This is a genomic window from Streptomyces sp. NPDC048171, assembly GCF_043202655.1.
Classification (GTDB): Bacteria; Actinomycetota; Actinomycetes; order Streptomycetales; family Streptomycetaceae; genus Streptomyces.
In genome coordinates this window covers 265693-290427 of sequence record NZ_JBIDAU010000007.1, presented here as the reverse complement: position 1 = coordinate 290427, position 24735 = coordinate 265693, and the positions used below count along the sequence as shown (strand labels likewise).

26 protein-coding genes are annotated in these 24735 nt (G+C 73.5%); 9 read left to right on the top strand and 17 right to left on the bottom strand.

The features are described 5' to 3' along the window. Positions 1 to 17 precede the first annotated feature (17 nt). Together ACGF3J_RS21415 and ACGF3J_RS21410 are read right to left on the bottom strand one after the other, a co-directional pair. Entirely contained in the window at positions 18 to 437 is a 420-nt protein-coding gene (locus tag ACGF3J_RS21415) for a PRC-barrel domain-containing protein (protein WP_161331122.1), read from the bottom strand. Then, positions 434 to 1018: a PRC-barrel domain-containing protein gene (locus ACGF3J_RS21410; RefSeq protein WP_393854482.1), complete on the bottom strand. Its 585-nt coding sequence runs from the start codon at positions 1016 to 1018 to the stop codon at positions 434 to 436. The genes ACGF3J_RS21415 and ACGF3J_RS21410 overlap by 4 nt, the downstream gene beginning before the upstream one ends. Positions 1019 to 1162: 144 nt before the next feature. Here ACGF3J_RS21410 and ACGF3J_RS21405 point away from each other — a divergent pair, with 144 nt between their 5' ends. After that, the gene (locus ACGF3J_RS21405; protein ID WP_161330461.1) at positions 1163 to 1618 is read left to right on the top strand and encodes an ATP-binding protein; all 456 of its coding nucleotides are present in this window, start codon (positions 1163 to 1165) and stop codon (positions 1616 to 1618) included. Between the two features lie 59 nt (positions 1619 to 1677). Here ACGF3J_RS21405 and ACGF3J_RS21400 read toward each other — a convergent pair whose 3' ends face one another. Continuing rightward, positions 1678 to 2565: an RNA polymerase sigma factor SigF gene (locus ACGF3J_RS21400; RefSeq protein ID WP_161330463.1), complete on the bottom strand. Its 888-nt coding sequence runs from the start codon at positions 2563 to 2565 to the stop codon at positions 1678 to 1680. A gap of 257 nt (positions 2566 to 2822) precedes the next feature. Here ACGF3J_RS21400 and ACGF3J_RS21395 point away from each other — a divergent pair, with 257 nt between their 5' ends. Beyond that, positions 2823 to 3251 carry a helix-turn-helix domain-containing protein gene (locus ACGF3J_RS21395; protein WP_393854481.1) on the top strand — a complete coding sequence of 143 codons (429 nt, stop codon included), beginning with the start codon at positions 2823 to 2825 and terminating at the stop codon, positions 3249 to 3251. Between the two features lie 44 nt (positions 3252 to 3295). On the opposite strand, the gene ACGF3J_RS21390 is transcribed toward ACGF3J_RS21395, so the two are convergent. Both ACGF3J_RS21390 and ACGF3J_RS21385 read right to left on the bottom strand, forming a co-directional pair. Next, positions 3296 to 3898 carry a ClpP family protease gene (locus ACGF3J_RS21390; protein WP_125490397.1) on the bottom strand — a complete coding sequence of 201 codons (603 nt, stop codon included), beginning with the start codon at positions 3896 to 3898 and terminating at the stop codon, positions 3296 to 3298. Between the two features lies 1 nt (position 3899). Further along, positions 3900 to 4553 carry an ATP-dependent Clp protease proteolytic subunit gene (locus ACGF3J_RS21385; RefSeq protein WP_161328424.1) on the bottom strand — a complete coding sequence of 218 codons (654 nt, stop codon included), beginning with the start codon at positions 4551 to 4553 and terminating at the stop codon, positions 3900 to 3902. 210 nt (positions 4554 to 4763) lie between these two features. Here ACGF3J_RS21385 and ACGF3J_RS21380 point away from each other — a divergent pair, with 210 nt between their 5' ends. From ACGF3J_RS21380 to ACGF3J_RS21360, 5 genes are all read left to right on the top strand, one after another. Further along, complete coding sequence (locus ACGF3J_RS21380) at positions 4764 to 5246, top strand: VOC family protein (RefSeq protein ID WP_161328423.1); 483 nt, start codon at positions 4764 to 4766, stop codon at positions 5244 to 5246. A 99-nt stretch (positions 5247 to 5345) separates the two neighbouring features. Continuing rightward, complete coding sequence (locus ACGF3J_RS21375) at positions 5346 to 6143, top strand: VOC family protein (RefSeq protein WP_161328422.1); 798 nt, start codon at positions 5346 to 5348, stop codon at positions 6141 to 6143. A 31-nt stretch (positions 6144 to 6174) separates the two neighbouring features. Beyond that, positions 6175 to 6876, top strand: a complete 702-nt coding sequence (locus ACGF3J_RS21370) for a ribonuclease H (RefSeq protein ID WP_161328421.1) — start codon at positions 6175 to 6177, stop codon at positions 6874 to 6876. Between the two features lie 92 nt (positions 6877 to 6968). After that, positions 6969 to 8201: an FAD-dependent monooxygenase gene (locus tag ACGF3J_RS21365; RefSeq protein ID WP_161328420.1), complete on the top strand. Its 1233-nt coding sequence runs from the start codon at positions 6969 to 6971 to the stop codon at positions 8199 to 8201. Between the two features lie 4 nt (positions 8202 to 8205). Further along, a complete protein-coding gene (locus tag ACGF3J_RS21360) occupies positions 8206 to 9189 on the top strand; it encodes an aldo/keto reductase (RefSeq protein WP_161328419.1) in 984 nt (327 codons plus the stop codon). A gap of 16 nt (positions 9190 to 9205) precedes the next feature. On the opposite strand, the gene ACGF3J_RS21355 is transcribed toward ACGF3J_RS21360, so the two are convergent. After that, positions 9206 to 9547 (bottom strand): hypothetical protein, encoded by a 342-nt coding sequence (locus ACGF3J_RS21355; protein WP_393854480.1) that lies wholly within the window; start codon positions 9545 to 9547, stop codon positions 9206 to 9208. A 162-nt stretch (positions 9548 to 9709) separates the two neighbouring features. On the opposite strand from ACGF3J_RS21355, the gene ACGF3J_RS21350 reads away from it, so the two are divergent. Next, the gene (locus tag ACGF3J_RS21350; protein ID WP_161326700.1) at positions 9710 to 10213 is read left to right on the top strand and encodes a DUF6328 family protein; all 504 of its coding nucleotides are present in this window, start codon (positions 9710 to 9712) and stop codon (positions 10211 to 10213) included. A gap of 7 nt (positions 10214 to 10220) precedes the next feature. Here ACGF3J_RS21350 and ACGF3J_RS21345 read toward each other — a convergent pair whose 3' ends face one another. The 11 genes from ACGF3J_RS21345 to ACGF3J_RS21295 all read right to left on the bottom strand — a co-directional run bounded on the left by ACGF3J_RS21345 (position 10221) and on the right by ACGF3J_RS21295 (position 23800). Then, the gene (locus ACGF3J_RS21345) at positions 10221 to 10646 is read right to left on the bottom strand and encodes an SsgA family sporulation/cell division regulator (RefSeq protein WP_161326699.1); all 426 of its coding nucleotides are present in this window, start codon (positions 10644 to 10646) and stop codon (positions 10221 to 10223) included. 36 nt (positions 10647 to 10682) lie between these two features. Further along, entirely contained in the window at positions 10683 to 11675 is a 993-nt protein-coding gene (locus ACGF3J_RS21340) for an LLM class F420-dependent oxidoreductase (protein WP_161326698.1), read from the bottom strand. A 57-nt stretch (positions 11676 to 11732) separates the two neighbouring features. Beyond that, positions 11733 to 13325 (bottom strand): serine/threonine protein kinase, encoded by a 1593-nt coding sequence (locus ACGF3J_RS21335; RefSeq protein ID WP_393854479.1) that lies wholly within the window; start codon positions 13323 to 13325, stop codon positions 11733 to 11735. A 309-nt stretch (positions 13326 to 13634) separates the two neighbouring features. Continuing rightward, positions 13635 to 14594 (bottom strand): threonine/serine dehydratase, encoded by a 960-nt coding sequence (locus tag ACGF3J_RS21330; RefSeq protein WP_161332689.1) that lies wholly within the window; start codon positions 14592 to 14594, stop codon positions 13635 to 13637. Between the two features lie 8 nt (positions 14595 to 14602). Then, complete coding sequence (locus tag ACGF3J_RS21325) at positions 14603 to 15280, bottom strand: AIM24 family protein (protein WP_161332687.1); 678 nt, start codon at positions 15278 to 15280, stop codon at positions 14603 to 14605. 77 nt (positions 15281 to 15357) lie between these two features. Then, a complete protein-coding gene (locus ACGF3J_RS21320; RefSeq protein WP_393854478.1) occupies positions 15358 to 16662 on the bottom strand; it encodes a CAP domain-containing protein in 1305 nt (434 codons plus the stop codon). A 118-nt stretch (positions 16663 to 16780) separates the two neighbouring features. After that, a complete protein-coding gene (locus ACGF3J_RS21315; RefSeq protein ID WP_161325997.1) occupies positions 16781 to 19753 on the bottom strand; it encodes an AAA family ATPase in 2973 nt (990 codons plus the stop codon). 88 nt (positions 19754 to 19841) lie between these two features. Next, complete coding sequence (locus tag ACGF3J_RS21310; RefSeq protein ID WP_161325996.1) at positions 19842 to 20195, bottom strand: UBP-type zinc finger domain-containing protein; 354 nt, start codon at positions 20193 to 20195, stop codon at positions 19842 to 19844. After that, positions 20192 to 21649: an ATP-binding protein gene (locus ACGF3J_RS21305; protein ID WP_202557381.1), complete on the bottom strand. Its 1458-nt coding sequence runs from the start codon at positions 21647 to 21649 to the stop codon at positions 20192 to 20194. Before ACGF3J_RS21305 ends, ACGF3J_RS21310 begins: the two co-directional genes overlap by 4 nt. Positions 21650 to 21660: 11 nt before the next feature. Then, positions 21661 to 23337: an FAD-dependent oxidoreductase gene (locus tag ACGF3J_RS21300; RefSeq protein ID WP_161325994.1), complete on the bottom strand. Its 1677-nt coding sequence runs from the start codon at positions 23335 to 23337 to the stop codon at positions 21661 to 21663. A gap of 94 nt (positions 23338 to 23431) precedes the next feature. Beyond that, positions 23432 to 23800 (bottom strand): VOC family protein, encoded by a 369-nt coding sequence (locus ACGF3J_RS21295; protein ID WP_161325993.1) that lies wholly within the window; start codon positions 23798 to 23800, stop codon positions 23432 to 23434. A 61-nt stretch (positions 23801 to 23861) separates the two neighbouring features. Between ACGF3J_RS21295 and ACGF3J_RS21290 the strand changes: the two genes are divergently transcribed. Then, the gene (locus tag ACGF3J_RS21290) at positions 23862 to 24728 is read left to right on the top strand and encodes a universal stress protein (RefSeq protein ID WP_393854477.1); all 867 of its coding nucleotides are present in this window, start codon (positions 23862 to 23864) and stop codon (positions 24726 to 24728) included. Positions 24729 to 24735 lie beyond the last annotated feature (7 nt).

Sequence of the window (24735 nt, the reverse complement as noted above, 5' to 3'; positions counted from 1 at the left end):
AGGCCCGCCGTCCCCGGTCAGGCGGCGCGGACGACCAGGGCGTGGTCGCCGATCCCCAGCAGCCGCTCGGGCGCCACCTCGCCCCGGGTGGTGAAGACAGCCAGGACGCGGCCCGTCGACGTGTCGAAGGCGGCGTCCAGCACCGTGCCGTGCGCGCTGCCGGCCTCGGTCAGGACCCGGTGCCCCAGCAGGTCGTGGTGGGGCGCGGCCGGCTCGGCGGACGCCGTGGACCGCACCCGGACGGCGCTCGGCCCGATCGTGTCCACCGCGTCCCAGGCCAGCGCCGACTCCCGGCGCAGGCGCCCGCCGCGGAACCGGACGTGGCTCACGGTGCCGGAGGCGATGTCGACGGTCAGGGACACCACGGTGCCGAGCGGACCCGCCCCGGCGGCCGACGGCACCACCGGCAGCCCCCGCGCCTCGGTGAACAGCATCACGGCAGCGAGCCCCGCCACGGGCCGGGCACACCGCCCACCAGGGAGCTGAAGCCCGGCAGGTCGTCGGCGACGTGCCGGACGGCGTCCTCGGGCAGGACGAGGGAGCGACCGGCGACCGAGAGCGTCCCGCCGCGCGGCACGTACACCCGCCGCCGGTGCCGGCCCGGCCCCGGCACGAACCGGCGGCTCGCCGCCACCCGGAAGCCGACGACCCGCCCCGCGGTGCCGCCCTCCACGACGACGTCGAGCACCGTGCCGACCTCGGCGCCCGCCTCGGTCAGCACGCGCGCGCCCAGCAGCCGGGCCCGCAGGGGCTGCTGCCGCGCCGTCATGGCCGCCGCGTTCACCAGGCCCCGCCGGTCCCGGATCATCACGGCGTCGTGGCCCAGCGCGGACACGGCCGCCCAGGGCAGGCCGTCCTTCAGGGGGCCGGACAGCAGCCCTCGCCCGGTCAGAGTGAAACCGGTGATCCGGGACGCGGCGGCGTCGCATACGGTGTCCTTGACGTGGGCGACGGCGTCGCCGCCGAGGGTCACCACCGGCCGGGTGGTGATGCTTCGCGCGGCCATCAGCTCGTTCATCGCACCCCTTCCCGCCTTCTCGGGTTCCCCGCTCCACTGTGACGATGCCCGCACTACGAGAAGACGGGGACTGCCTCGCGCGGCTCGGGGTACGAGGACGGGTGCAGCAGCGTCCGGCCAGTCCGGCTTCCGAGAGAGACACGCATGACCGAGCACCTGGACGGGGCAGTGATACCTACTGGTTTCGACGTCCCCGTGGAACCGCTGAGGCGGGCGGCACACTACTCCGGTGAGCCGGGATGCATAGCGCGGGCGCGACGCTTCGCCGCGCTCTTCCTCGACGAGCTGAGGACCGAGTGGTGCGCCACGATCGGCGCCCGCTCCGACGGCGCGGTCCTGCTGGTGGTGAGTGAACTCGTGACCAACGCCGACCGCCACAGCAAGGGCCCGTACATCCTGGAGCTGGAGGGCACCGGAGCCTCGGTGGCGGTGACCGTCTACGACAGCAGCGGCGCGGTGCCCGAGCGGTTCCCCAAGGACCCCGAACGGGTGGGGCACCACGGCCTGGAGATCGTGCACGCCCTGGCGGAGGCCGTCGTCGTCGAACCCGTCCCGGTCGGCAAGCGGGTACGTGCCGTGGTCCCGCTCACCCAGGCGTGAACACGAGCGTGGTGCCCCTCACGTGAGGAGCACCACGAAGGACCACGGGCACCGCCGGGTCAGGCGCAGCCGAGTTCGCCCAGCATGCCCTCGCGCAGCCGCGTGATGATCCGCTTGATCAGCCGGGACACGTGCATCTGCGAGCAGCCGAGCTCCGCGCCGATCTCGGCCTGGGTGGCCTCCTCGACGAACCGCATGTGGATGATCCGGCGGTCGCGCTCGCTCAGCTCGGCCATCAGCGGTGCGAGCGAGTGGAAGTCCTCGACGAGCCGCAGCCCGTCCTCCTCCACACCGATGAAGTCGGCCAGCACCGACTCGCCGCTCTCCGGGCCGTCGCCGGTCAGCGCCGCGTCCAGCGAGGACGAGTTGTAGCCGTTGGACGCGATCTGGCCCTCGATCACCTCGTTCTCGCCGATGTTCATCAGCGTGGCGAGTTCGGCCACGGTGGGTTCGCGGTCCAGGCGGGACGAGAGCTCCTCGCGGGCCTTCGCCAGTTCCACCCGCAGCTCCTGGAGCCGGCGGGGCACGTGCACCGCCCACGTGGTGTCCCGGAAGAAGCGCTTGATCTCGCCGACGATGTACGGCAGCGCGAACGACGTGAACTCGACCTCGCGCGACAGCTCGAACCGGTCGATGGCCTTGATCAGGCCGATCATGCCGGTCTGGACGATGTCCTCCATGTCGTCGCCGCGACCGCGGAAACGGCCGGCGGCGAACCGCACGAGCGACATGTTCATCTCGATCAGGGTGTTGCGCGCGTACTGGTACTCGTGCGTGCCCTCTTCGAGCTCCGTCAGGCGCTGGAAGAACTGGCGGGACAACTGCCGCGCGTCACGCGGCGCCACGGTGCGGGGGTCCACGACCCCGGGCAGGGTTCCGTCACCCGTCCCGCCCCCGGCGGTCTTCCCGACAACCTGCGCTTTCGGCCGGACCACGGCGGTCTCCATTACCTCTCCCACGAAAGTCACGGTTCAGACGTCTCCCTAGGTTCCCTAGGTTTTCCCGCCTGCGGGTACCCGGGTAACGGCAGCACATGCCCCCCGTTCTCACGGGTGGCGGAAAACGGTTGCCGCCGCCACGTCGTCGCGGGGTGATGTCTGCCGTCCCAGCGTAATCCCGCGGGTTGCCCCCGTCACCCGCGGATTTCCCTCAGGGCGGAACGCCGGGCCCTTCCGTGACGCGGCCGGGCTCCTAGGCTGAGGAGGTGACCAGCCACGTGCCGAACGAAGCCCGCGTCATTCCGCTGCGCCCGCAGGCCCTGCGCCCGGCAGCCCGCCCCGCCGTCGCGCCGGTGCCCCCGGAGCGGAGGACGCCCACCGCCCGCGAGCCGCTCTGGCGCGATCTGGTCGGCGGCGTCCTGCGCGGCGAACGCCTCGCCCAGGAGCGGACCCTGAAGGAGGTGTCGGAGGCCGCCCGGATCTCCATGCCGTACCTGTCGGAGGTGGAGCGCGGGCGCAAGGAGGCGTCGTCGGAAGTGCTCGCCGCCGCCGCGGGCGCCCTCGGGCTCTCCCTGGGCGACCTGCTGGCCCGGGCCCACGGAGAGCTGGTCCGCCTCACCTCGCGGCACACCGGCGCGGGCGCCGGCCGGGGCGCCTCCGGTGCGCGGTACGACGGCATGTGCCTGGCCGCCTGAGCGGCCGTCCGGGCCGGCGCCCCGTGCGGCGCCGGCCCGGTTCCTCACACCCGCGCCAGGCGCCGGGCGAGCACCTCGTCGGCCAGCCCGTACGCCACCGCCTCCTCGGCGGTGAACACCTTGTCGCGGTCCATGTCGGCGCGCAGGGTCGCCACGTCGTGGCGGGTGTGCCGGGCCAGCACCTCCTCGACCTGGGAGCGGATCCGGACCATCTCCTTGGCCTGCAGCGCCAGGTCGGAGACGGTGCCCTGCCGGCCCCCGCTGGCCGGCTGTCCCAGCAGGACCCGCGCGTGCTCCAGCACGAACCGCCGCCCCGGGTCCCCGCCGGCCAGCAGCACGGCCGCCGTGGACGCCGCCTGCCCGACGCAGAACGTCGAGATCGGTGCCTGCACGAACGTCATCGTGTCGTAGATCGCCATCAGCGAGGTGAACGAGCCGCCCGGGGAGTTGATGTAGACGGCGATCTCGGTCTCCGGGGCCGACGACTCCAGGTGCAGGAGCTGCGCGATCACGACGTTGGCCACGCCGTCGTCGATCTCGGTGCCCAGGAAGATGATCCGCTCCGACAGCAGCCGGCTGAACACGTCGTAGGACCGCTCGCCCTGTGGCGTGCGCTCGACGACGTTCGGAATCGTGTAGCTCCCCATGTCACAGTCCCATCCGTCGGGCGGGGGCGGCCGGGCGCACGTCCGCGAAGGACTCGACGACCCGGTCCACCATTCCGTACTCCTTGGCCTCCTCGGCCGTGAACCAGCGGTCGCGGTCGCCGTCCCGGGAGATCGTCTGAGGGGTCTGGCCCGTGTGCTCGGCGGTGATCCGCTCGATGGTCCGCTTGGTGAACTCCAGGTTGTCGGCCTGGATCTCGATGTCGGCGGTGGTGCCGCCGATGCCCGCGGAGGGCTGGTGCATCATGACCCGCGCGTTCGGCAGCGCGTAGCGCTTGCCGGCCGTCCCGACACTCAGCAGGAACTGACCCATGCTGGCGGCGAAGCCCATGGCGAGCGTCGACACATCGTTGGGGATCAGCCGCATCGTGTCGTAGACGGCGAGCCCCGCGTGCACGGAGCCGCCGGGGCTGTTGATGAACAGGCTGATGTCGGCGCGCGGGTCCTGCGCGGACAGGATCAGCAACTGGGCGCAGACCCGGTTCGCGGAGACCTCGTCGACCTGCGTGCCCAGCAGCACGATCCGCTGGTCGAGCAACTGCGCGGCGAGCTGTTCGTCGAACCGGGTCGAGGGGGTGTCGCCCTCCTCCGCGCGGGGCCGTGCGGCCGGGCCGGGGCCTGCGATGAGTGGGAACATCGGCGCTCCTTGTCGAGTCGTGGACGGTCCTGGAGGGTGGGTGGTACGCGGCTCGCGGCGCCGCGTTCCCTCACTCGTTCACTCTCGGCCCGCCGTGGCCCCGGGCGGCGCGTTCTCTGCCCGCGGCAGATTCGCCACGAGCAGAGCGATTACTTTCGCGGTCCGCGCCGGTCGACAGTGGTGACCGAGTTCCACGCCCAGGAGGCAGTCATGAGCACCGACGGATTCACCACGTGTCTCTGGTTCGACGGCACGGCCGAGGAGGCCGCCCACTTCTACGTCTCCCTCTTCAAGAACTCCCGCATCGGCCCCGTCACCCACTACCCCGAGGGGTCGTACCAGCCGGCCGGCACCGTCCTCACCGTCGAGTTCACCGCCAACGGCCAGAAGTTCGTCGCTCTCAACGGCGGCCCGCAGTTCCGGTTCAACGAGGCGGTCTCCTTCCAGATCCCCTGCGAGACCCAGGACGAGGTCGACCACTACTGGGCGAAGCTGACCGAGGGCGGTGGCGAGGAGGGACCCTGCGGCTGGCTCAAGGACCGGTTCGGCGTGTCCTGGCAGGTCGTCCCGATCCGGCTGGAGGAGATGTTCCGCGACCCGGACCCCGAGAAGGTCGCGCGCGCCAACAAGGCCATGATGGCGATGCGCAAGCTCGACATCGCCGCACTGGAGCTCGCGTACGCCGGGAAGTGAGGCGTGCCTCCGGCGCGCGGGGCGGGCCGGGGGTGACTAGCGTGAGAAAGCGGACGGCCCCTGCCGTCCGGACCATTCATGCGCACGGGAGGCGGCACCATGGCCGTGCAACCTGAAGGGGCCCCCTGCTGGGCCGACGCGATGTTCGGCGACGTCGAGGCAGCCAAGAGCTTCTACGGCGACGTCCTCGGCTGGACCTTCGGCGAGTCCTCGTCGGAGTACGGCCACTACACCCAGGCGTATGCGAACGGCAAGGCGGTGGCGGCCGTGGTCCCGCCCATGCCCGGCCAGGAGGGCCCCGCGCAGTGGTGCCTCTACCTCGCGTCCCGGGACGCCGCCGCGACCGCGGCCCGGATCCGGGAGGCCGGCGGCGAGGTGGTGATGGAGCCGATGCAGGTCGCCGACTACGGCACCATGTGCCTGGCCCGAGACCCGAGCGGCGTCGTCTTCGGCGTCTGGCAGGCGGGCACCCACGAGGGCTTCGAGGCGATGGCCGAGCCCGGCGCGTACTGCTGGGCCGAGGTCTTCACCCGCGAACCCGGCAAGTCGGACGCCTTCTTCCCCCAGGTCTTCTCCTACAAGGCAAAGCAGATGGACGACGACGGGGTGGACTTCCGTCTCTTCGACCTCGGCGACCGCACCGTCCTGGGCCGCATGGCCATGGGGGACGACTTCCCGCCCGAGGTTCCCCCCTACATCAACGTCTACTTCACCGTCCCCGACTGCGACGCGGCCGTGGCCCGCGCCACGGAACGCGGCGGCGTCCTGCGGTTCGGGCCGATGGACACCCCGTTCGGCAGGTTCGCGGCGCTGAGCGACCCGCAGGGCGCGGCCTTCTCGGTGCTCGACATCACCACCACCGAGGGGGAGATGCCGAAGATCACCGACGTCGCCTGAGCCCCGTCCGGGCGCCCCGTCGCGCCATGGCATGATCGGGCGCATGGGTGAACGTGTGGTGGCCGCGTGCGACGGGGCGTCGAAGGGAAACCCGGGTCCGGCCGGCTGGGCCTGGGTGGTGGCCGACGCGTCGGAGAGTCCGGTCCGCTGGGAGGCCGGCCCGCTCGGCAGGGCCACCAACAACGTCGCCGAACTCACGGCGCTGGAACGCCTGCTGGCGTCGACCGACCCGGGCGTGCCGCTCGAGGTCCGCATGGACTCGCAGTACGCCATGAAGGCCGTCACCACCTGGCTGCCCGGCTGGAAGCGCAACGGCTGGAAGACGTCGGCCGGCAAGCCGGTCGCCAACCAGGAGCTCGTCGTGCGCATCGACGAGCTGCTCGCCGGCCGCTCGGTGGACTTCCGCTACGTCCCCGCCCACCAGGTCGACGGCGACCGCCTCAACGACTTCGCCGACCGCGCCGCCAGCCAGGCCGCGGTGGTCCAGGAGCCCGCGGGCAGCGGCCTCGGCTCCCCGGAGCCGCCGCCCGCCCCCGACGTCCCGGCGGCGGGGAAGCCGTCGCGCCGCAAGCCGGGCACAGCCCGCAAGAGCAACGGCTCCGCGGCGCGCACCATCAAGGCGAAGTTCCCGGGCCGCTGCCTGTGCGGACGCGCGTACACGGCGGGGGAGTCCATCGCCAAGAACGACCAGGGCTGGGGCCACCCGGAGTGCCGCACGGCGACCGCCGGCTGATCCGCGCGGACCCCTCGGCCGTGTGACGCCGTTTTACCTCCCCGCCTTGCTACTGTGCGTGTCCCCATGACCGCGACGAGTGCATACCAGGGGTGTGTGTGAAGGTCGCCTGCGTCGGCGGCGGGCCCGCCGGACTGTATCTGTCCATCCTGCTGAAGCTGCAGGACCCGTCCCACGACATCACCGTCTACGAACGTGACCCGGAGGGCTCCACCTACGGCTGGGGCGTCACCTACTGGCGCGGACTGCTCGACCGGCTCCGGGAGCACGACCCCGAGTCGGCGCGCGCCGTCGAGGAGCACTCCGTGCGCTGGCGCGACGGCGTCGCCCACGTCGGCGACCTCTCCACCCGGCACCAGGGCGACGAGGGCTTCGGCATCGGCCGCCACCGGCTCCTGGAGATCCTCGCCGCCCGCGCCCGCTCCCTCGGCGTGCGCCTGGAGTTCGACCACGAGATCACCGGCGCGAACCCGCCCGCCGCCGACCTCGTGGTGGCGGCGGACGGCGTGGGCAGCGCGCTGCGGACCCACCACGCCGCGCACTTCGGCAGCGAGATCACCTCCGGCCGCAACCGCTACGTCTGGCTCGGCACCACGAAGGTCTTCGACGCCTTCACCTTCGCCTTCACCGAGACCGACCACGGCTGGGTCTGGGCCTACGGGTACGGGTTCGGCCCCGGCGGCAGCACCTGCGTCGTCGAGTGCGCGCCCGAGACCTGGGCCGGTCTGGGGCTCGACCGGGCCGACGAGGGTGAGGCACTGGTCCTGCTGGAGAAGCTCTTCGCCGACGTCCTGGACGGACACCCGCTCAGCGCTCGCTCGGGCGGCGGTCGCACCGCAGTCGTCTGGCCCGCCTTCCGCACCCTCACCAACCGCACCTGGTCCCGGGGCAACCTCGTCCTGCTCGGCGACGCCGCCCACACCACGCACTACTCCATCGGCGCCGGCACCACGCTCGCCCTGGAGGACGCCATGGCCCTGGCCGCGGCGCTGCGCGGGCACGACCGTCTTCCCGACGCGCTCACCCGGTACGAGCGCGAACGCAGGGCCGCCCTGCTGCCGGTGCAGAGCGCCGCCCGCCTCAGCGCCCAGTGGTACGAGAACCTGCCCCGTTATCTCCGGCTGCCCCCGGAGCAGATGTTCGCCCTGCTCGGGCAGCGCCACTCGCCCCTGCTGCCGCACGTCCCGCCCGGTCTCTACTACCGCCTCGACCGGGCGGCGGGGCGCCTGGAGGCGCTGCGCCGGTTCAAGCGCTGGCTGGGACCGCGGCTGGCGCGGGCCGCGCAGGCCCGCAGACTCGCGGGCACCCGGCGGATGACAGACTGACGCCATGGACGAGCGCACTTTCGGCAGGTCGGATCAGCACGCGTCGGTCGTCGGCCTCGGCACCTGGCAACTGGGTGCCGACTGGGGGGACGTCGACGACAAGAAGGCCCTCACGGTGCTGGAGGCGGCGGCCGAGTCGGGGGTGACCTTCTTCGACACCGCCGACGTCTACGGCGACGGCCGCAGCGAGGAGACCATCGCCACGTTCCTGCGTGGCAGGCCCGACCTGCACGTGCTGGTCGCCACCAAGATGGGCCGCCGGGTCGAGCAGATCCCGCAGAACTACGTCCTCGACAACTTCCGCGAGTGGAACGACCGGTCGCGCCGCAACCTCGGCGTCGACGTCGTCGACCTGGTGCAGCTGCACTGCCCGCCCACGCCCGTCTACTCCAGCGACGAGGTCTTCGACGCCCTGGACACGCTGGTCGAGGAGGAGCGCGTCGCCGCCTACGGCGTGAGCGTGGAGACCTGCGAGGAGGCGCTGACCGCGATCGCCCGGCCGAACGTGGCGAGCGTGCAGATCATCCTCAACCCGTTCCGCATGAAGCCCCTGACCGAGGTCCTGCCCGCGGCCCGGGAGGCGGGCGTCGGCATCATCGCCCGGGTGCCGCTCGCCTCCGGACTGCTGTCCGGCAAGTACACCAAGGACACCGTCTTCGCGGCGAACGACCACCGGAACTTCAACCGGCACGGCGAGGCCTTCGACCAGGGCGAGACCTTCTCCGGCGTCGACTTCGCCACCGGTGTCGAAGCCGCCGCGGAGTTCGCCGCGCTCACCCCCGAGGGATACACCCCGGCCCAGCTGGCCCTGCGCTGGGTCGTCCAGCAGCCCGGCGTGACCACGGTGATCCCGGGAGCCCGTTCGCCGGAGCAGGCGCGCGCCAACACCGACGCCGCCCGGCTCCCGGAACTGTCCGACCGGACCCTCGCGGCGGTCCGCGACCTCTACGACCGGCGGATCAAGGACCAGGTCGAGGGCCGCTGGTAGCCGGTGCGCCGCTGCCTCACGGCACCAGGAGCAGCTGCCGTTCGCGTTCCTGGTCGCCGGCGGCCGCTCCTTCGTCGCGCGTGCTGAAGGCGTGCGACAGCGTCGTGCTCGCCGCCTCGACGGCCTGCGGAGTGCCCTGAACGGTGACCGTCACCGGCGCGGAGAGCGTGGCCCGCGCCGGTGACGGGGCGGCCTGAGGCGAGGGCGGGGAATCGAAGGTCGCGGTGCGCACCGTCGCCCGCTCGTCGGCCGGACGGCCGTCGGGTGCCCCGAAGACGTCCTCCAGCGCCCGCACGACGGCCCGCGCGTCGTCGAGGCCGCCGCCGCTGAGCGTCACGGTGAGCTGAGTGTCGGACATCCTTCGCACTTCCTCCCTGTGTGCCGGTTGGTCCGGCTCGTGTAACCGTCCGCCGTTCCCTCAAACCGGGGGTCCTCGCCCCGGCCCGGCGCCTGAGTGCGGGGATCGCGGGAACAGAGACGTGAAAGGTGAACACAGGGGCGACGGCGAGCGGGAGGAACCGTGAGCGACTCGGGCACGGCCGACGGCGGGGGGCGGCGCAGAGGCCGCAACGAGACCGAGGAGGAGCGGGCCGACCGGATGTGGTCGGAGCTGATCCAGGAGGTACGCGTCGCGCAGATGGGCGTGCAGATCCTGTTCGGCTTCCTGCTCACCGTCGTATTCCAGTCCAAGTACGAGGAACTCTCCACCACCGACCAGCGGATCTACCTGGTGACGGTGGTGCTCGGCGCCGTGACCACCGGCGCCCTGATCGGTCCGGTGTCCCTGCACCGTCTGGTGTCCGGGCGACGGGTGAAACCCCAGGCGGTGCGGTGGGCGTCGCGGCTGACCGTGCTCGGCCTGGTGCTGCTGCTCGCCACCATGGCCTGCTCGCTCCTGCTGATCCTGCGCGTCGCGACCCACAACGGGTTCGTGCCCTACGTCGTGACCGGTGTCGTGCTCTGGTACCTGATCTGCTGGTTCGGGATCCCGATGTGGACCCGGCACCGGCACACCGCCGACTGAGGCGGGGTCAGCCCTCGGCCGTCAGTTCCGCGAGGAAGTCGTCGACGCGCACCTGCTCCGTGCCCGGCCGGACCACGGCGTGCGTCTCGCGCAGCAGCGCCTCGACGGCCGCGGCCCAGACGAACACCACGGCGCGGTGGCGGTCCCCGTCGGACCGGTCGTCGCCCAGCAGTTCGATGCGGAGCTCGTCCCACACGCCGCGCGACTGGGGCCGAATCCGTACGTCGCCGACGCCGACCGGCCGGGTCAGCCCCTCGCCCACCATCTGCCGGTCCAGTGTCCAGCGGGCGAGGACGCGGCCGTCGTGGCTGAACACCACGGTGAGCGCGAACGGGTCCAGCGCGTCGTAGGAGAAGTGCGCGAGTACGGGGAAACGGTCGGTGTCGCCCGTCCGGATCTGCACGACGAGGGTCCTGTGCACGGCGGTGTTCACGAGTGACCTCCAGCGGGACGGACGTAGAGCACTCTCCTACCCCGCGGTCGGCCGGCTATCGCCCAGCGCCTCGCGGAGTGCGGGCAGCAGGGTCTTCTCCGACCAGTCCAGGAAGGCGTGCTGGGTCTCGCCGCCGATCTGCACCAGGGCGATCTCGGTGAACCCGGCCTCCACGTACGGGCGCACGGCCGCCACGAAGGCGTCCGGGTCGTCGCCGCAGGGAATGGACGCGGCGACGTCCTCAGGGGTGACGAACTGGGTGGCCGCCGCGAAGGAGTCCGGGTGGGGCAGCTCCGAGTTGACCTTCCAGCCGCTGCCGAACCAGCGGAACTGGGCGTGGGCGCGCTCCACCGCCGCGTCCCGGTCGGGGTCGTAGCACACCGGCAGCTGGCCCACGCGCGGCTTGCCGGCGCCGCCGTGCCGGTCGAAGGCCGCCAGCAGTTCCGCCTTGGGCTCGGTGGCGATCACGAGGTCGGCGAACTCGCCGGCCAGTGCGCAGGAGCGGTCGCCGGAGACGGCGATCCCGATCGGCGGTGCGCTCTCCGGCAGGTCCCACAGTCGCGCCGACTCCACGTCGAAGTGGGTGCCGCGGTGGTTCACGTGACCGCCGTCGAAGAGCGCCCGGATGATCTCCACGGCCTCCCGGAGCATCTCGTGCCGCACGTCGACGGACGGCCAGCCGCCGCCCACCACGTGCTCGTTGAGGTTCTCGCCCGAGCCGAGACCCAGCCGGAACCGGCCCTCGGAGAGCAGTTGCAGGGTCGCCGCCTTCTGCGCCACCACCGCCGGGTGGTAGCGGAAGGTCGGGCACGTCACGTACGTCATCAGCGGGATGCGGGAGGTCGCCTGCGCCGCGGCGCCGAGCACGCTCCACGCGTACGGGGAGTGGCCCTGCGAGCGCAGCCAGGGGAAGTAGTGGTCCGAGGTCACCGAGAAGTCGAACCCCACCTCCTCCGCCCGCACCACATGGCCGACGAGTTCACGCGGGCCGGCCTGCTCGGTCATCATCGTGTATCCGATGTGTGCCATGGCGTCCGGGTCCCCGCCCGGCCGGAGGGAAAACCGCCGTAAAGGGTAGGGAAGCGGTCAGGCCGTGTCCTCCCGGAAGCTTCCGAGCAACGTGGCGAGCGCCCGTTCGTTCTCGCGGTCGTCCCAGTCGGCGGCCGGGGTCGTCCAGCGCAGCGAGAAGCTGCGCCCGCCGCCGAGCAGGAACCCGCGGCCGAAGGTGCGGAGCCGGTCGCCGTCGTCGACGGCCACCCACTGCATGTCGGCAGCCTCCCGCCCCCGGTACGTCGTGGCCCGGATCTCGCCGATCCGCCGGTAGCCGCCCGAGCGTTCCAGTCCCGGCTCGACGTCGTCGCGCCACACCGCGACCGGGTCCGCGCCCGCGCGCTCGCTGTAGGTGACCGCGAGGGTGCGCGGGTCGCCGGACGCGCCGAAGACGACCCGGTAGGCCCCGTCCGGCACCCGAGAGGTGTCCAGACGCCGCCAGTTCCCGGGCAGGGCCACGGAGAAGCCCTCCGGCGCGTCGTAGCGGCTGAATCCGGCGGGCAGCGTTCCGCCGGCCGGTTTCGACGGCGACGGACGCGCGCTAGGCGGGGGAGTCGGCGAGGCGGGGGCGGAGTCCTCGGGGGAGGGGGCGGCGGGGGCCGAGGGGCGCTGCCGGGCGTCCGTGCCGGAACCGTCGTCGGTGCCGGGCAGCCCCTGGGTGACGGCGACGACGGCGACCGTGACCGTGACCAGCGCGAGGGCGGTACCCAGGACCGTGCCGCGCCTGCTCCACGCCCGGCTCGCGCCCAGGGCGGCGGCGTACACACCGCGCAGCCGGGGGCCCGGAACCTCGCGCACGGCCGTGTCGGGATCCTCCGTCAGCACCCGGGTGAGCGCCTCGCGGACGACCGGGCGGGTCAGCCGCTCGCGGGAGTCCTTGCGCAGCAGTCCCAGCACGGCCTGGGTGAGTGGACCGGTGCGCGCCGGGGTGCGCAGCGGCAGCCGGTCCACGCCCTTCAGCGTCGCCTCGGGCCGGCCCCGGTCGCGGAAGGGCGGACGCCCCTCGACCATGGTGTAGAGGATCGCGCCCAGCGTCCACAGGTCCGCCGCGGGGCCGATCCGCTCGTCGCGGGCCTGCTCGGGCGAGGCGTACGAGGGCGCGGTGAGCCGCGGGGCGAGGGTGGCGCCGGCCAGACCGAACCCGGTGACGGCGACCGAGCCGTCCTCGCGCACGAAGACCTGGCCCGGGCTCAGCTCGCCGTGGGTGATGCCCTCGCCGTGCGCCGCGTCCAGCACGGCCAGCAGCTCCAGCCCGATGCGTGCGGCGCGCACGTAGTTGAACGTGCCCTGCCGGTCCAGGAGATCGCCGAGCGGCACCCCGCCGACCCAGTCGGTCACCGTCCACAGGGCGCCGTCCGCGAAGGTCGCGTCGACCACCGGGACGATCCGCCCGGGGCACAGCCGCTCCACGGTCTCGCAGGTGCGGACCACCCGCCCGGTGGCCCGGCGGGCACTGTCGCCGGCCTGTTCCGCCGGGAGCGCGATCCGCGTGACCAGGCACGGACGGCCCGTCCCGGTGTCCTCCCCGGACCAGCAGACGCGGTTCGTCTCCTCGTGGACGACCTCCAGCAGGCGGTACCGCCCGGCGACCAACTCGTGTGTGGAGACGTGCGCCCAGCCCATGGCCATCCCTCGTTCGCACCGCTGGCTCTCAGCTTGTCCAGGGATACGGTGAGCGGGCCCGGCCGCGTTCAACGAATGCGCGATCCGGGCCCCTTTCTGACCCTTCTTCAAAAAGCGCCGAACACCTGCGCGACGATGTATGCGGGAAAGGCGACCGAGCCGGTATGGACCAGCCCTGAACTGGGTGGTCCCGCACGGCCCGTCCGTCCCGAATTCCGCCACCGGACCGCCCGGCACCGGAATTCCGATGCCCACCTGGGGGTAACCGGCGGTAAATACCGATCCGGTGCCGGAAATCGGTGCCAGTAATCGGTGTCAGCGCAACCCGAACCGGTCCGCCCACGACGCCATGTCGGCGGTCGTGGCGTTGCCGCCGCACACCACCAGACCGAGCCGGGCGCCGTTCCCCACCCGCTCCACCACCCGCCGGGCGGCCGGCAGCAGACAGCCGGCCGCCGGCTCGGTCCACACCTTGGCGTGCTCGGCGAGCGCCAGCGACCCCTCGACGGCCTCCCGGTCCGGCACCACCAGCACCTCGGTGACCAGCGCCGACACATGCTCGTACGTCACCTGCGAGACGGCCGGCGCGCTGAGCGTGGTGACGATCGACGACAGGGCGACGGGCAGCGGCCCGCCCGCCGCCAGCGCCCGGGACATCGCCTCGGCGCCCTCGGTCTCCACACCCCACACCCGCAGCTCCGGCCGCCGCGCCCGCAGCGCCGCGGCCACGCCCGCGATCAGACCGCCGCCCCCGATGCTCACCAGCACGTCGGTGAGGACCCCGGCGTCCTCCTCGAACTCCAGCCCGACGGTGCCCTGACCGGCGATCACCACCGGGTCGTCGAAGGGGTGGACCAGGGTCAGCCCCTCCTCGCGCAGGCGCGTCACGAGCGCGAAGGCGCTGTCCATGCCGTCGGTGAGCCGCACCAGCGCGCCCGCCTCCTCGGCGATCTCGACGGAACGGGCCGGTGCCGTGCGCGGCATGACCACCGTCGCCTTCACGTCCAGGGCCGCGGCCATCACCGCCACGGCGATGCCGTGGTTGCCGCCGCTGACCGCGACGACCCCGGCGGCCCGCTCGGCCTCGGTCAGCGACAGCAGCTTCGCAGTCGCGCCCCGCGCCTTGAACGAGCCGGTGCGCTGGAGCAGCTCGAGCTTCGCGGTGACCGGAACCCCGAGCAGTGCGGACAGCCCGGGGCTGGGCACGGTCGGGGTGCGGACGACATGTCCGGCGATCCGCTCGGCCGCGGCTTCGATCTCCGTGATCCCGATCAATGCGGTCATCAGTGCTGCTGCGCCTTCTGCGGTGTCGCTTCGCTCGGCCGGACGACGACGAAGCCCTCGCCCTGGAGCAGCAGCTGGACCGCCTCCCCGGAGCCGCCGCGCAGCATCGAACCCATGGACTGCGAACGGTGCAGGGAGGTCTCGAGCCCCGCCGACCAGCCGACGATCGCGTCCGTGTCGACGTAGACCGGGTACTGCGGCGAGACCGGGATGACCAGCGGGCTGCCCTCGCACACCAGCCCCAGCCTGCCGTGTCCCGTGAAGACACTGTTGAACAGCCCGCCGCCGGCGATGCCCGAGCCCTTCACGGTGGAGATGCGGTACGACAACGAGGCGTCGAAGCACAGGACGTTGCGCCCGTTCACCGTGAACTCGTCGCCGGGCTCGACCTCCACGATGAAGCAGTTCTGCGCCTCGTGCGCGAACCATGCCTCGCCCTGCCCGCGCACCGCCATCAGCGGCAGCCCCTCGCCGGTGACCGCGCGCTTGAGCATGCCGCCCACGCCCTGGCCCTTGCGTTCGAACTGGAGCTGGCCGCGGTAGGCGATCATCGCGCCCTGCCGTGCGAGCATCTCACCGTTGACCGAATAGCGGATGCACTTGGAGTTCTCGACGGTCATGCCCGGCGCGGAGGCGGGCTGCACCATGTGCTCACTGGAAAAGAGGTCACCCTTCATACGGGCATCCTGTCCCGGAGAGTGCCGTTCCGCCAAGATCGCGTGCCGAGTCCGTCGCAGGTGTCCGGCCGGGGTGATCAGCCGCCGAAGAGCTGGGTCCAGTAGGTGCCCGCCCGTCCGCCCCCGGCCAGGCCGACCCCGATGTGGGTGAAGTCGGCCTTGAGGATGTTGGCGCGGTGTCCGGGGCTGTTCATCCAGCCCTCGACCACGTCGGCCGCCGAGCGCTGCCCGCAGGCTATGTTCTCGCCGACCGTGCGCCGGTCGGCTCCCGCGGCGGCGGCCCGGTCCCAGGGCTTCCCGCCGTCGGGGTCCGTGTGGGCGTAGAAGTCCCGGGCCACCATGTCCGCGCTGTGCGCCTGCGCGGCCCGGGTCAGGGCGGCGTCGACCGCCAGCGGACGCAGCCCCGCCCCGGCCCGCTCCCGGTTGGTGAGGGCGACGACCTCCGCCGTGGTGCGGTCCAGCCCGTCCGGGGTGAGCGGCACCGCCCACAGCGCCGTCCAGTACGTGTCGCCCGAGGGCCCGCCGGTGGCGTGGCCCCAGCCGGCGTGCGTGAAGGCGCTGTCGTGCAGCGTGCGCCGGGTGCGTTCGGTGCCCAGGCAGTACGAGACGAACTCGGCGGGGGTGCGCGGGCCGGAGACCAGGTGCTCGCCGACGGTGAGGTAGGCGAACCCGGCGGAGACGACGCGCTGATGGACGGAGACGCCGTCCCGGGTCTCGACGCTCAGCGTGCCCGCGGTGGCCATCGCGGCGGCGTGCGCCCCGGCCGCGGAGATCAGTCGGGCGTCCGCGGTGAGCGGTGGGGAACCGGCCGCCGTCCGGGCGGAGTTGACCAGGCCGAGGAAGCCGTCGGCGTCGGCGGCCGGCACGGGTGACGGGGCCGGTGTCCCGTGCGGCTCGGGGGCGTCGTCGATCACGTCCACGCCGAAGTCCCGGGCGAGTCCGGCGAGACCGTCGGCGTATCCCTGGCCCAGGGCGCGCAGCTTCCAGCGCTCACCTCGCCGGTACAGCTCCGCGAGCAGCAGCACGGTCTCCTGCCCGGGGCGCGCGGGGGTGAACCGGGCCAGGGTCCGGCCGGCGGTGTCGGTGACGTGGAGGGCGGGGGAGGGAAGCGCGCTCAGCGCGGTCCCCGGGTCCGACGGGCTGACCACCACCGTGACCCGGCTCGCACCGGGCCGCAGCCGGGCCGGATCGACGGTGAGCGTGCCGCCCAGGAGCCGGGCGCCGGGTGCCTGCGGCTGGTTGTAGAAGACGAAGTCCCCGTCACCGCCGACCCTTCCGCCGTCGTCCGTGACGAGCGCCGACACGTCGAAGGGGCCGGGCACCCGTACCTGCACGGGGCCGGCGGGCAGAGGGACGTTCCCCCCGGGGACCAACTCGCTCATCGTGCCGCCCTGTTTCGTCGTGTGCGCTCCGGGCGCGGGTAGGGGTACGCGTACGGGTGTCGGTGCCGGGTCAACGTCCGCCGGGCGGCGGGGGTTCCCGGCGCCCGTGCCCGTCCGCTCAGTCCGACGACGCCGGCTCCGGGACGATCAGACCCTGCCGGTAGGCGATGGCGACCGCCTCGGTGCGGCCGGCCGCGTGCAGCTTGCCGAGGATGTTGGAGACGTGGACGCTCGCCGTCTTGGCGCTGATGAACAGCTCCTCGCCGATCCGGCGGTTGCTGTGTCCCCGCGCGAGCAGCCGCAGCACGTCCCGCTCCCGGGCGGTGAGCACCGCGGCACCCGGCCCGCCGGCGGGCGCCGCGTCCGTGAGCCGGCCGCGGCGGGTCAGGTCGTCCAGCCGCTCGCGCAGCACCGTGGCGCCGAGCCGGTCGGCCTCCCGGCGTACCGCTTCGGCCTCCGTGGCCGCCTCCTCGCGGCGGCCGGCCGCCAGCAGGGCCTCCGCGAGGCGCAGCCGGCACCGGGCGCGCTCGTAGGTGTCGCCAAAGGCGAACGCGGCCACCGTCCTCTCCCAGGACGCCGGGTCCGGCTCGGAACCGGTGGTCCGGATCAACTCCGCCTCCGCCCGCGCCAGCCAGGCCTGCCCCTCCGGGCCCTGGGGCGTTCCGTCCTCCCCGTACCCGGCGGACGACCGCGCCTGCGCCACCAGCTCGGCCGCGGTCTCCGGCCAGCGGGCGACGCCGGCCTCGTCCCCGGTCCTGCGCAGCTCCACCACGGTGTCGGCGACCGCGGAGAGGGCGAGGGCGGCGAGCCTGACGGTCGCGAGGGGCGGTGTGCCCGCGTCGTCGCTGAGCGCCTCGACGGTGGACCGCATCGACCGCACGGCGTCCGCGGCGTCCCCGCGCAGGGCCGCGTCGTCGGTCAGCACGATGCCCCCGACGAGCCGGGCCATCCAGTCGAACGGCCCCTTCAGCAGCCCCCGCGCGCGGTCGGCGGCCCCCGCATCGCCGCGCGCCAGAGCCACGTACAGCCCCGGACCGAGGGTGTGGCCACCCCAGGCGGGGAGTGTCCCGCTGTGCTCCTCGGAGTCGCGTACGCACTCGTCCCAGTGCCCCAGCGTGTACTGCACCAGCAGCCGGAGATACCGCATCTCCCGCGGATACGGCGACGACAGCAGCCCGGAGCGGCGGGCCCGGTCCAGTCCCTCCGATGCCCGGGTCAGGCACTCCTCCAGGTCGCCGGACTCGAAGCCGCCGATGGCCAGGTTGAACAGGGCGCGCAGCTCCACCGGCGCGTTGCCCGCCCGCCGTGCCAGCTCCCGCGCCTCGAGCAGGCGCTCGCGGCCCTGCGGCGTGCTCCGGTTGCCGCCCTCCAGACTGGTCAGGGAGATCAGGAGGTCGGCGCGGGCGTCGGTGATGTCCAGCTCCTCCGCCACTTCGAGGGCCCGGCGGGCCACGTGCAGTGCCGTCCCGTTCTCCCCGACCTGGCGGGCCGCCATCACATGGGTCGCCGCGGCCCACAGCCAGGTCGCCGACGGCGGCTCGGCGGGGATCAGGCCGAGCGCCTCGCTGCTGTGGGCGTACGCCGCCGACTGGTTGTCGACGCTGAGCAGGTTCCCGGCGAGCGTGTAGCGCACGCGGGCCGCCAGTTCCAGGTCGGCGTCCTGGCCGAGGCCGGCCAGCGCGGAGCGGGTGAGGGAGACCGCCCGGTGCACCTCCCCGGCGTGCGCGGCGGCCGCCGAGGCGCGCAGCGTCAGCGTCACCGCGTCGGGTCCCGCGGGCCGCGCGGCGGCGTCGACCGCCGACCACAGGTCGAGGGCCGCCTCCACGTGCCGCAGCTCCTCGGCGGGTGCGCCGACACGCTGCGCGTGGTCGGCGGCCTCCAGGGACGCGGCCAGCGCCTCGGGCAGGTCGTGGCTCTCGCGGTAGTGGTGGGCGCGCTCGGCCGCGCTGTCCGAGCGGCGGTCCGGGCCGGCGAGCAGCCGGGCGAACCCGCCGTGCAGCCGGGCCCGTTCCCCGGGCAGCAGATCGGCGTAGACCGCCTCCCGGGCCAGGGCGTGCCGGAACGAGTACGTGTCCCCGTCGCCGGAGACGAGCAACTGCCGCTCCACGGCCTCGCGCAGTGCCGACTCCAGCTCCTCCTCGGGCAGCCCCACGGCGTCCCGCAGCAGATCGTGCCCCACCCGCCGTCCGGCGACCGCGGCGGTGCGCAGGACCTGCTGCGCCGTCTCCGACAGCTGCTCGAAGCGGATGAGCAGCACGTCGGCCAGACCGCTGGGCACGCCGCCCGCGGACGTGTCCGTGGCCGCCACCAGCTCCTCGGCGTAGAAGGCGTTGCCCTCGGCGCGTTCGACGATCCGGTGCACGGTGGTGTCCGGCAGCGGGCGGTCCCGCAGCGCGCGGACCAGCCGGGCGACGTCGGCGTCCGGCAGGGGACGCAGCTCGAGACGCTCCACGGAGGGCAGCCGCACCAGCTCGGCCAGCAGGGGACGCAGCGGGTGACGGCGGTGCAGGTCGTCCGCCCGGTACGAGGCGAGCACCGCGAGACGGTGGCCCGGGGCCCCGCCGGCCGGCCGCTGGAGCACGCCCCGGCTGAGCAGGAACCTCAGCAGGTCCCGGGAGGACTGGTCGGCCCAGTGCAGGTCCTCCAGGACCAGCAGCAGCGGCGCCACGTCCGTCAGGTCGGTGAGCAGTGCGCCCACGCCCTCGAAGAGGCGCAGCCGCGACCGGTCCGCCGTGCCCCGGTCCTCGGGGCCGCCGCCGAGCAGCCGGTCGGCCACCGGGTGGGCGGCCAGCACGGCGGCGAACCGCTCGTCGGCGGCCAGCGCGCCGAGGATCTCGGTGAACGGCAGATAGGGCAGACCGACGTCGCCCAGGTCCACGCAGTGCCCGGTGAGCACGGTGGTCCCGGCCGCGGCGGCCCGGGCGGCGACCTCGTCCAGGGTCCGGGTCTTGCCCACCCCGGCGTCCCCGGCGACGAGCACCGCGCGGGCCTCCCCGGCACGGGCGCGCTCCAGGACGCCGGTGAGACGCGCGAGTTCGTCCTCGCGGCCGACGAGTGGGCTGGTGAGTGAGGTCTGCGGCACGCCGCCCATCCTGACACGGGGGTCCGACAGCGCCTCCCGTCCCGTGGGGCCGGAATCGCTCCGTCCTCCCGGGCCCGCCGGACCGGCCCGCGGGCGGTCAGCGCCGCAGGGTGGCGGCCCAGTCCGCCGGGACCCGGCCGGCCGGTCCCGGCGCCGGCTGGTCCTCGGGGTGGCTGGCCGGCGGGGCGAGACCGGGACCGGACTCGCGCACCTCGCCGGCCGCGTAGTCCCAGTACCACTCCTCGCCCGGCTCGAAGCTCTGCACCCAGGGGTGCCCGGTGGCCGTGTAGTGCCCGGTCGCGTGCTGCCCCGGCGAGCTGTCGCAGCACCCGACGTGGCCGCAGCTCGCGCAGCGCCGCAGGTGGAACCACCAGCCGCCGGCCGCGTCGCACTCGGCGCAGCCGCTGCCGCTCGGCGGGACGGTGGGGTCGATTCCGGTGTCGCTGGTCATGCCGTCTCCTCTCGTGCCGTCTCCTCGGTCGGATCGGGCTCGGCGGCGGTGAGCGGAAGGAGCACCTGGAAGCGGGTGTCGCCCGGCTCGGACTCCACCTGGAGCGCGCCGTGGTGCTTGTTGACCACGATCCGCCAGGAGATGTCCAGGCCGAGCCCGGTGCCCTCGCCCACCGGCTTGGTGGTGAAGAACGGGTCGAAGATGCGCTCCCGGATCTCCGGGGCGATCCCGGTGCCGGTGTCGCGGAACTCCACGAGCAGCCGGTCGTGATGGAGGGCGGTCCGCACCGTCAGTGTGCCGGCGCCGCCCGCGCCGTTCACCGCGGCGACGGCGTTGTCGATCAGGTTGGTCCACACCTGGTTCAGCTCCGCCGGGTACGCCGGCACCTCCGGCACTGTGCGGTCGTACTCCTTGACGACCTCGATCCGGGGGCCGATCTTGCCGGACAGCATCAGCAGGGTGCTGTCCAGGAGTTCGTGGACGTCGACGGTGCGGTAGGGCGCCCGGTCGAGCTGCGCGTACTGCTTGGCGGCGTCGACGAGGTGGGAGACCCGGGCGGTGGAGTCCGCGATCTCGTTCATCAGCAGCTCGGTCTCGATGGTGTAGTTGAGCCAGCCGACCGCTCCCGCGAGGATCTCCTCGTCCACCGCCGCCGCGACCTGCTCCAGCCAGTCGGTGTCCAGACCGGCCTGCACGAAGGTCGGGGCGAGCTGCCAGCCGTGGTCGATGCCGTGGTCCTCCAGCCAGTCGGTGAGGGCGTCCTCCCGGTCCGAGGCCTCCAGCGGGCTGAGCGACGGCGCCTTGGCGACCCGCTCGGCCGTGCGCTCCTGGATCTCGATGAGCCCCGCCAGCGCGTCCCGGGAGAACGGGCCCTCGGCGATCACGGCCAGCTTGTGCCGCATCTTCGCCACCCGCTCCCGCAGCGTCGACGTGGCCCGCACCGCGGCGGCCGCAGGGTTGTTCAGCTCGTGCGTGAGACCGGCCGACAGCGAGCCCAGGGCCAGCAGCCGCTCGCGCTGCCCGACCGCCCGCTGTGTGCTCTTGGACCCGAAGAAGAGCCCCTCCAGCAGATGCACCGCCATCGGGAACCACTCCCGCATGACGGCCGCGAACGTCGCCGCGGGCAGCACGAAGAACCGGGTCGGCTCGGTGACCCGCATCGAGTTGTTGTAGACCTGCGGCAGCCGGTCACCGACGTACGCCTGCATCGCACCCGCGTACACGCCGCGCTGCGAGGTGCGGTTGGTCTCCACGTCGTCCCCGCCGACCCGGCGGGAGAGCACGACCGACCCCTCGATCATCACGTAGAAGCACGTCGCGTCCTCGCCCTCGGTGTACACCGGGCCGGGCTCGAACAACTCGACCCGCCCCTCGGCGCACAGCCGTCCCAGCTGCTCGGGGGACAGCTTCTCGAACAGGAAGAGCTTCCCGATCTCCTCGGGGGCGCACGGCATCGGCCGCCCGCTCACGACTGCTCCAGGTACCGGTGGACGAGCATCACGGCCATGGCTCCCTCTCCGACGGCGGACGCGACCCGTTTCGCGGACTCGGCGCGGGCGTCGCCCGCCACGAACACGCCCGGGACGCTGGTCTCCAGGTGGTACGGCGGGCGGTCCAGCTCCCACCGCGCCGGCGGCCGCCCGTCCACGGTGAGGTCGGGCCCGGCGAGGATGAACCCGCGCTCGTCCCGCAGCACCGTCCCGTCCAGCCAGTCGGTCAGCGGCGCCGCGCCGATGAACACGAACAGCCACTGCGCGTCGACCTCTTCGGTGCCGCCGGCCTCCGCGTCGCGCAGTGTCAGCCGCTCCAGCCGGCCGTCGCCCCGCGCGCCCTCGACCACGGTGCCGCAGCGCACGTGGATGTTGGGCGTCTCCTCGATCTGCTGGACCAGGTAGTGCGACATCGACGCCGCCAGGGAGCCGCCGCGCACCAGCAGCGTCACCGACTTGGCACCCCGCGCGAGGTACATCGCCGCCTGCCCGGCCGAGTTGGCGCCGCCGACGATGTACACGTCGTGGCCCTGGCAGGAGGCGGCCTCGGTCAGCGCCGAACCGTAGAACACGCCGCAGCCGGTCAGTTCGTCCGTGCCCGGCGCCGCGAGCTGCCGGTAGGACACGCCGGTCGCCAGGATCACGCTGTGCGCGGCGATCGCCGAGCCGTCCGAGAAGCGCACGACCCGCGCGGCCCCGTTGGCCTCCAGGCCGGTCACCTCCCGCGCGGTCAGGATCTCGGCGCCGAACTTCGCCGCCTGCCGCCGGGCCCGCTCGGTGAGCTGCCCGCCGGAGACACCGTCGGGAAAGCCGAGGTAGTTCTCGATGCGGGAGCTCTGCCCGGCCTGGCCGCCGGTCGCCGACCGCTCCACCAGCACCGTCCGCAGTCCCTCCGAGGCCCCGTACACGGCCGCTCCCAGCCCGGCCGGGCCCCCGCCGATCACCACCAGGTCGTAGAAGTCCGAGGTCGGGGTCGTCGCCAGACCCACGTGCGCGGCGAGGTCGGGCGCCTCCGGCTCCACCAGCGGCGTCCCGTCCGGCGTGATCACCACCGGCAGCCGCTGCCCGTCCTGCCCGGCCGCCGACAGCAGGCGGCGCCCCTCCGGGGTGTCGGACGCGTACCAGCGGTAGGGCACCTGGTTGCGGGCCAGGAACTCGCGGACCTCCGAGGACCGGGCCGACCAGCGGTGCCCGACGACCTTGGTGCTGGGCACCGGCCGGTGGTCGCCGGTGCGCCAGGCCTGGAGCAGGTCGTCCACGACCGGGTACAGCTTCTCCTCGGGCGGGTCCCACGGCTTGAGCAGATAGTGGTCCAGGTCGACCACGTTGATCGCGTCGATGGCCGCGCCGGTGTCCGCGTACGCCGTCAGCAGCACCCGCCGGGCGCCCGGATAGATGTCCAGGGCCTGCTCCAGGAACTCGATGCCGTTCATCTGCGGCATCCGGTAGTCGGCGAGGAGCACCGCCACCAGGTCGCCGCGCAGCTTCAGCTCCCGCAGCGCCTGGAGGGCCGACTCGCCGGACTCCGCGCGCACGATGCGGTACGTGGCGCCGTAGCGCCGCCGCAGGTCACGGGCGACGGCACGGGAGACCCCCGGATCGTCGTCCACGGTCATGATGACGGTCCGCGTCGCCCCGTCGTCCTGTGCCATGCGTCCCCCACGTCGAGCGGCCGGATTCACGGCACGGCGTCCCCGTCACCGCACCGGCCTGCAGCCCATCGTATGTTCGATCGCCGCACCGCGCTCAGGCAGCCGGGCTCCCGCCGCGGGGGCCCAGCACGCAGAACTCGTTGCCCTCCGGGTCGGCCAGCACCACCCACGGGACGTCCTCGCCCTGGCCCACGTCGGCGTGGCGCGCCCCCAGCTCCAGCAGACGGGCCACCTCCGCCGCCTGGTCCACGGGCCGGAAGTCGAGGTGCAGCCGGTTCTTCCCGGCCCTGCCCTCCGGCACCCGGCCGAACAGCAGTCCCGGCAGCCGGTCCGGCTCCGGACGGATCTCGTACTCGTCGGACGAGTCGTCGACCACCACCCAGCCCAGCGCCCGGGCCCACCAGCGCCCGAGGGCCCCGGGGTCGGCCGAGTCGACCACCACCTGCTCCCACTCCAATGGCATGCGGACATCGTAGGGAAGACTGGGCCCCATGGACGTCACCGCGACACAGGGAGGGACCCGTATGACGCGCCCGATCACGGCAGGCGTGGACGGTTCGGAGGAGAGCCTGGCCGCACTGGACTGGGCCGCGAGGGAGGCGGTCCGCCGGGAGGCGGCGCTGCACGTCGTGCACGCCTGGCAGGTCAGGGACGGCGGCGAGGGGGACCGGGACGCGCAGGAGCGGTGGGTGCGGGACGCGGTCGCCGAGCCGGTCCGGGCGATCACCGGGCGGCACCCGGAGCTGACCGTGTCCACGGAGGTCCGCGAGGCCGACGACCCCGTCGCCGTACTGCTCGCCGCCGCGGCCGACGCCGAAACGCTGGTGCTCGGCTCGCGCGGCCACGGGGCGGTCGTCGGTTTCCTGCTCGGCTCCGTCGGCCGCCAGGTGATCGCCGAGGCGACCCGGCCCGTCGTCCTCGTGCGCGCCGGCGACGGACCCGCGGGCGAGGCCGCCGGCCGTGAGGTCGTCGTCGGCCAGCAGGGCGAGCCCGAGGACAGCGCCGACGTGATCGGGTACGCCTTCGAGGCGGCCGCCGCGCGCGGCGCCACCGTGCGCGCCGTGCGGGCCTGGGCCCTGCCGACGGTCTTCACCTACAGCCCCGGCTCGATGGCGCTGGCCGACGAGGCCGGCGGGCTGGAGCAGTACGAGCGGAAGGCGCTCGGCGAGGCGCTCGGTCCCTGGCGCGAGCGCTTCCCGGACGTGCCCGTGGTGGAGCACGTGGAGATGGGCAGCGCCGGCCAGGTGCTGCTGTCGGTTGCGGCGAACGCCCAGCTGATGGTCGTGGGCCGCCGCGCCCGCCGTACGGCCGTCGGTGCCCGGATCGGCTCGGTGGCGCACGGTGTGCTGCACCACGCCGACTGCCCCGTGGCGGTGGTCCCGCACGCCTGAGACCGCA

What these genes read in the sequence shown, in the direction of transcription:
- ACGF3J_RS21410 (WP_393854482.1), bottom strand. Translation starts at nt 1,018, where the DNA reads ATGAACGAGCTGATGGCCGCGCGAAGCATCACCACCCGGCCGGTGGTG.
- ACGF3J_RS21405 (WP_161330461.1), top strand. Translation starts at nt 1,163, where the DNA reads ATGACCGAGCACCTGGACGGGGCAGTGATACCTACTGGTTTCGACGTC.
- ACGF3J_RS21400 (WP_161330463.1), bottom strand. Translation starts at nt 2,565, where the DNA reads ATGGAGACCGCCGTGGTCCGGCCGAAAGCGCAGGTTGTCGGGAAGACC.
- ACGF3J_RS21390 (WP_125490397.1), bottom strand. Translation starts at nt 3,898, where the DNA reads ATGGGGAGCTACACGATTCCGAACGTCGTCGAGCGCACGCCACAGGGC.
- ACGF3J_RS21385 (WP_161328424.1), bottom strand. Translation starts at nt 4,553, where the DNA reads ATGTTCCCACTCATCGCAGGCCCCGGCCCGGCCGCACGGCCCCGCGCG.
- ACGF3J_RS21380 (WP_161328423.1), top strand. Translation starts at nt 4,764, where the DNA reads ATGAGCACCGACGGATTCACCACGTGTCTCTGGTTCGACGGCACGGCC.
- ACGF3J_RS21375 (WP_161328422.1), top strand. Translation starts at nt 5,346, where the DNA reads ATGGCCGTGCAACCTGAAGGGGCCCCCTGCTGGGCCGACGCGATGTTC.
- ACGF3J_RS21370 (WP_161328421.1), top strand. Translation starts at nt 6,175, where the DNA reads ATGATCGGGCGCATGGGTGAACGTGTGGTGGCCGCGTGCGACGGGGCG.
- ACGF3J_RS21360 (WP_161328419.1), top strand. Translation starts at nt 8,206, where the DNA reads ATGGACGAGCGCACTTTCGGCAGGTCGGATCAGCACGCGTCGGTCGTC.
- ACGF3J_RS21355 (WP_393854480.1), bottom strand. Translation starts at nt 9,547, where the DNA reads ATGTCCGACACTCAGCTCACCGTGACGCTCAGCGGCGGCGGCCTCGAC.
- ACGF3J_RS21340 (WP_161326698.1), bottom strand. Translation starts at nt 11,675, where the DNA reads ATGGCACACATCGGATACACGATGATGACCGAGCAGGCCGGCCCGCGT.
- ACGF3J_RS21335 (WP_393854479.1), bottom strand. Translation starts at nt 13,325, where the DNA reads ATGGCCATGGGCTGGGCGCACGTCTCCACACACGAGTTGGTCGCCGGG.
- ACGF3J_RS21325 (WP_161332687.1), bottom strand. Translation starts at nt 15,280, where the DNA reads ATGAAGGGTGACCTCTTTTCCAGTGAGCACATGGTGCAGCCCGCCTCC.
- ACGF3J_RS21320 (WP_393854478.1), bottom strand. Translation starts at nt 16,662, where the DNA reads ATGAGCGAGTTGGTCCCCGGGGGGAACGTCCCTCTGCCCGCCGGCCCC.
- ACGF3J_RS21315 (WP_161325997.1), bottom strand. Translation starts at nt 19,753, where the DNA reads ATGGGCGGCGTGCCGCAGACCTCACTCACCAGCCCACTCGTCGGCCGC.
- ACGF3J_RS21310 (WP_161325996.1), bottom strand. Translation starts at nt 20,195, where the DNA reads ATGACCAGCGACACCGGAATCGACCCCACCGTCCCGCCGAGCGGCAGC.
- ACGF3J_RS21305 (WP_202557381.1), bottom strand. Translation starts at nt 21,649, where the DNA reads ATGCCGTGCGCCCCCGAGGAGATCGGGAAGCTCTTCCTGTTCGAGAAG.
- ACGF3J_RS21300 (WP_161325994.1), bottom strand. Translation starts at nt 23,337, where the DNA reads ATGGCACAGGACGACGGGGCGACGCGGACCGTCATCATGACCGTGGAC.
- ACGF3J_RS21295 (WP_161325993.1), bottom strand. Translation starts at nt 23,800, where the DNA reads ATGCCATTGGAGTGGGAGCAGGTGGTGGTCGACTCGGCCGACCCCGGG.
- ACGF3J_RS21290 (WP_393854477.1), top strand. Translation starts at nt 23,862, where the DNA reads ATGACGCGCCCGATCACGGCAGGCGTGGACGGTTCGGAGGAGAGCCTG.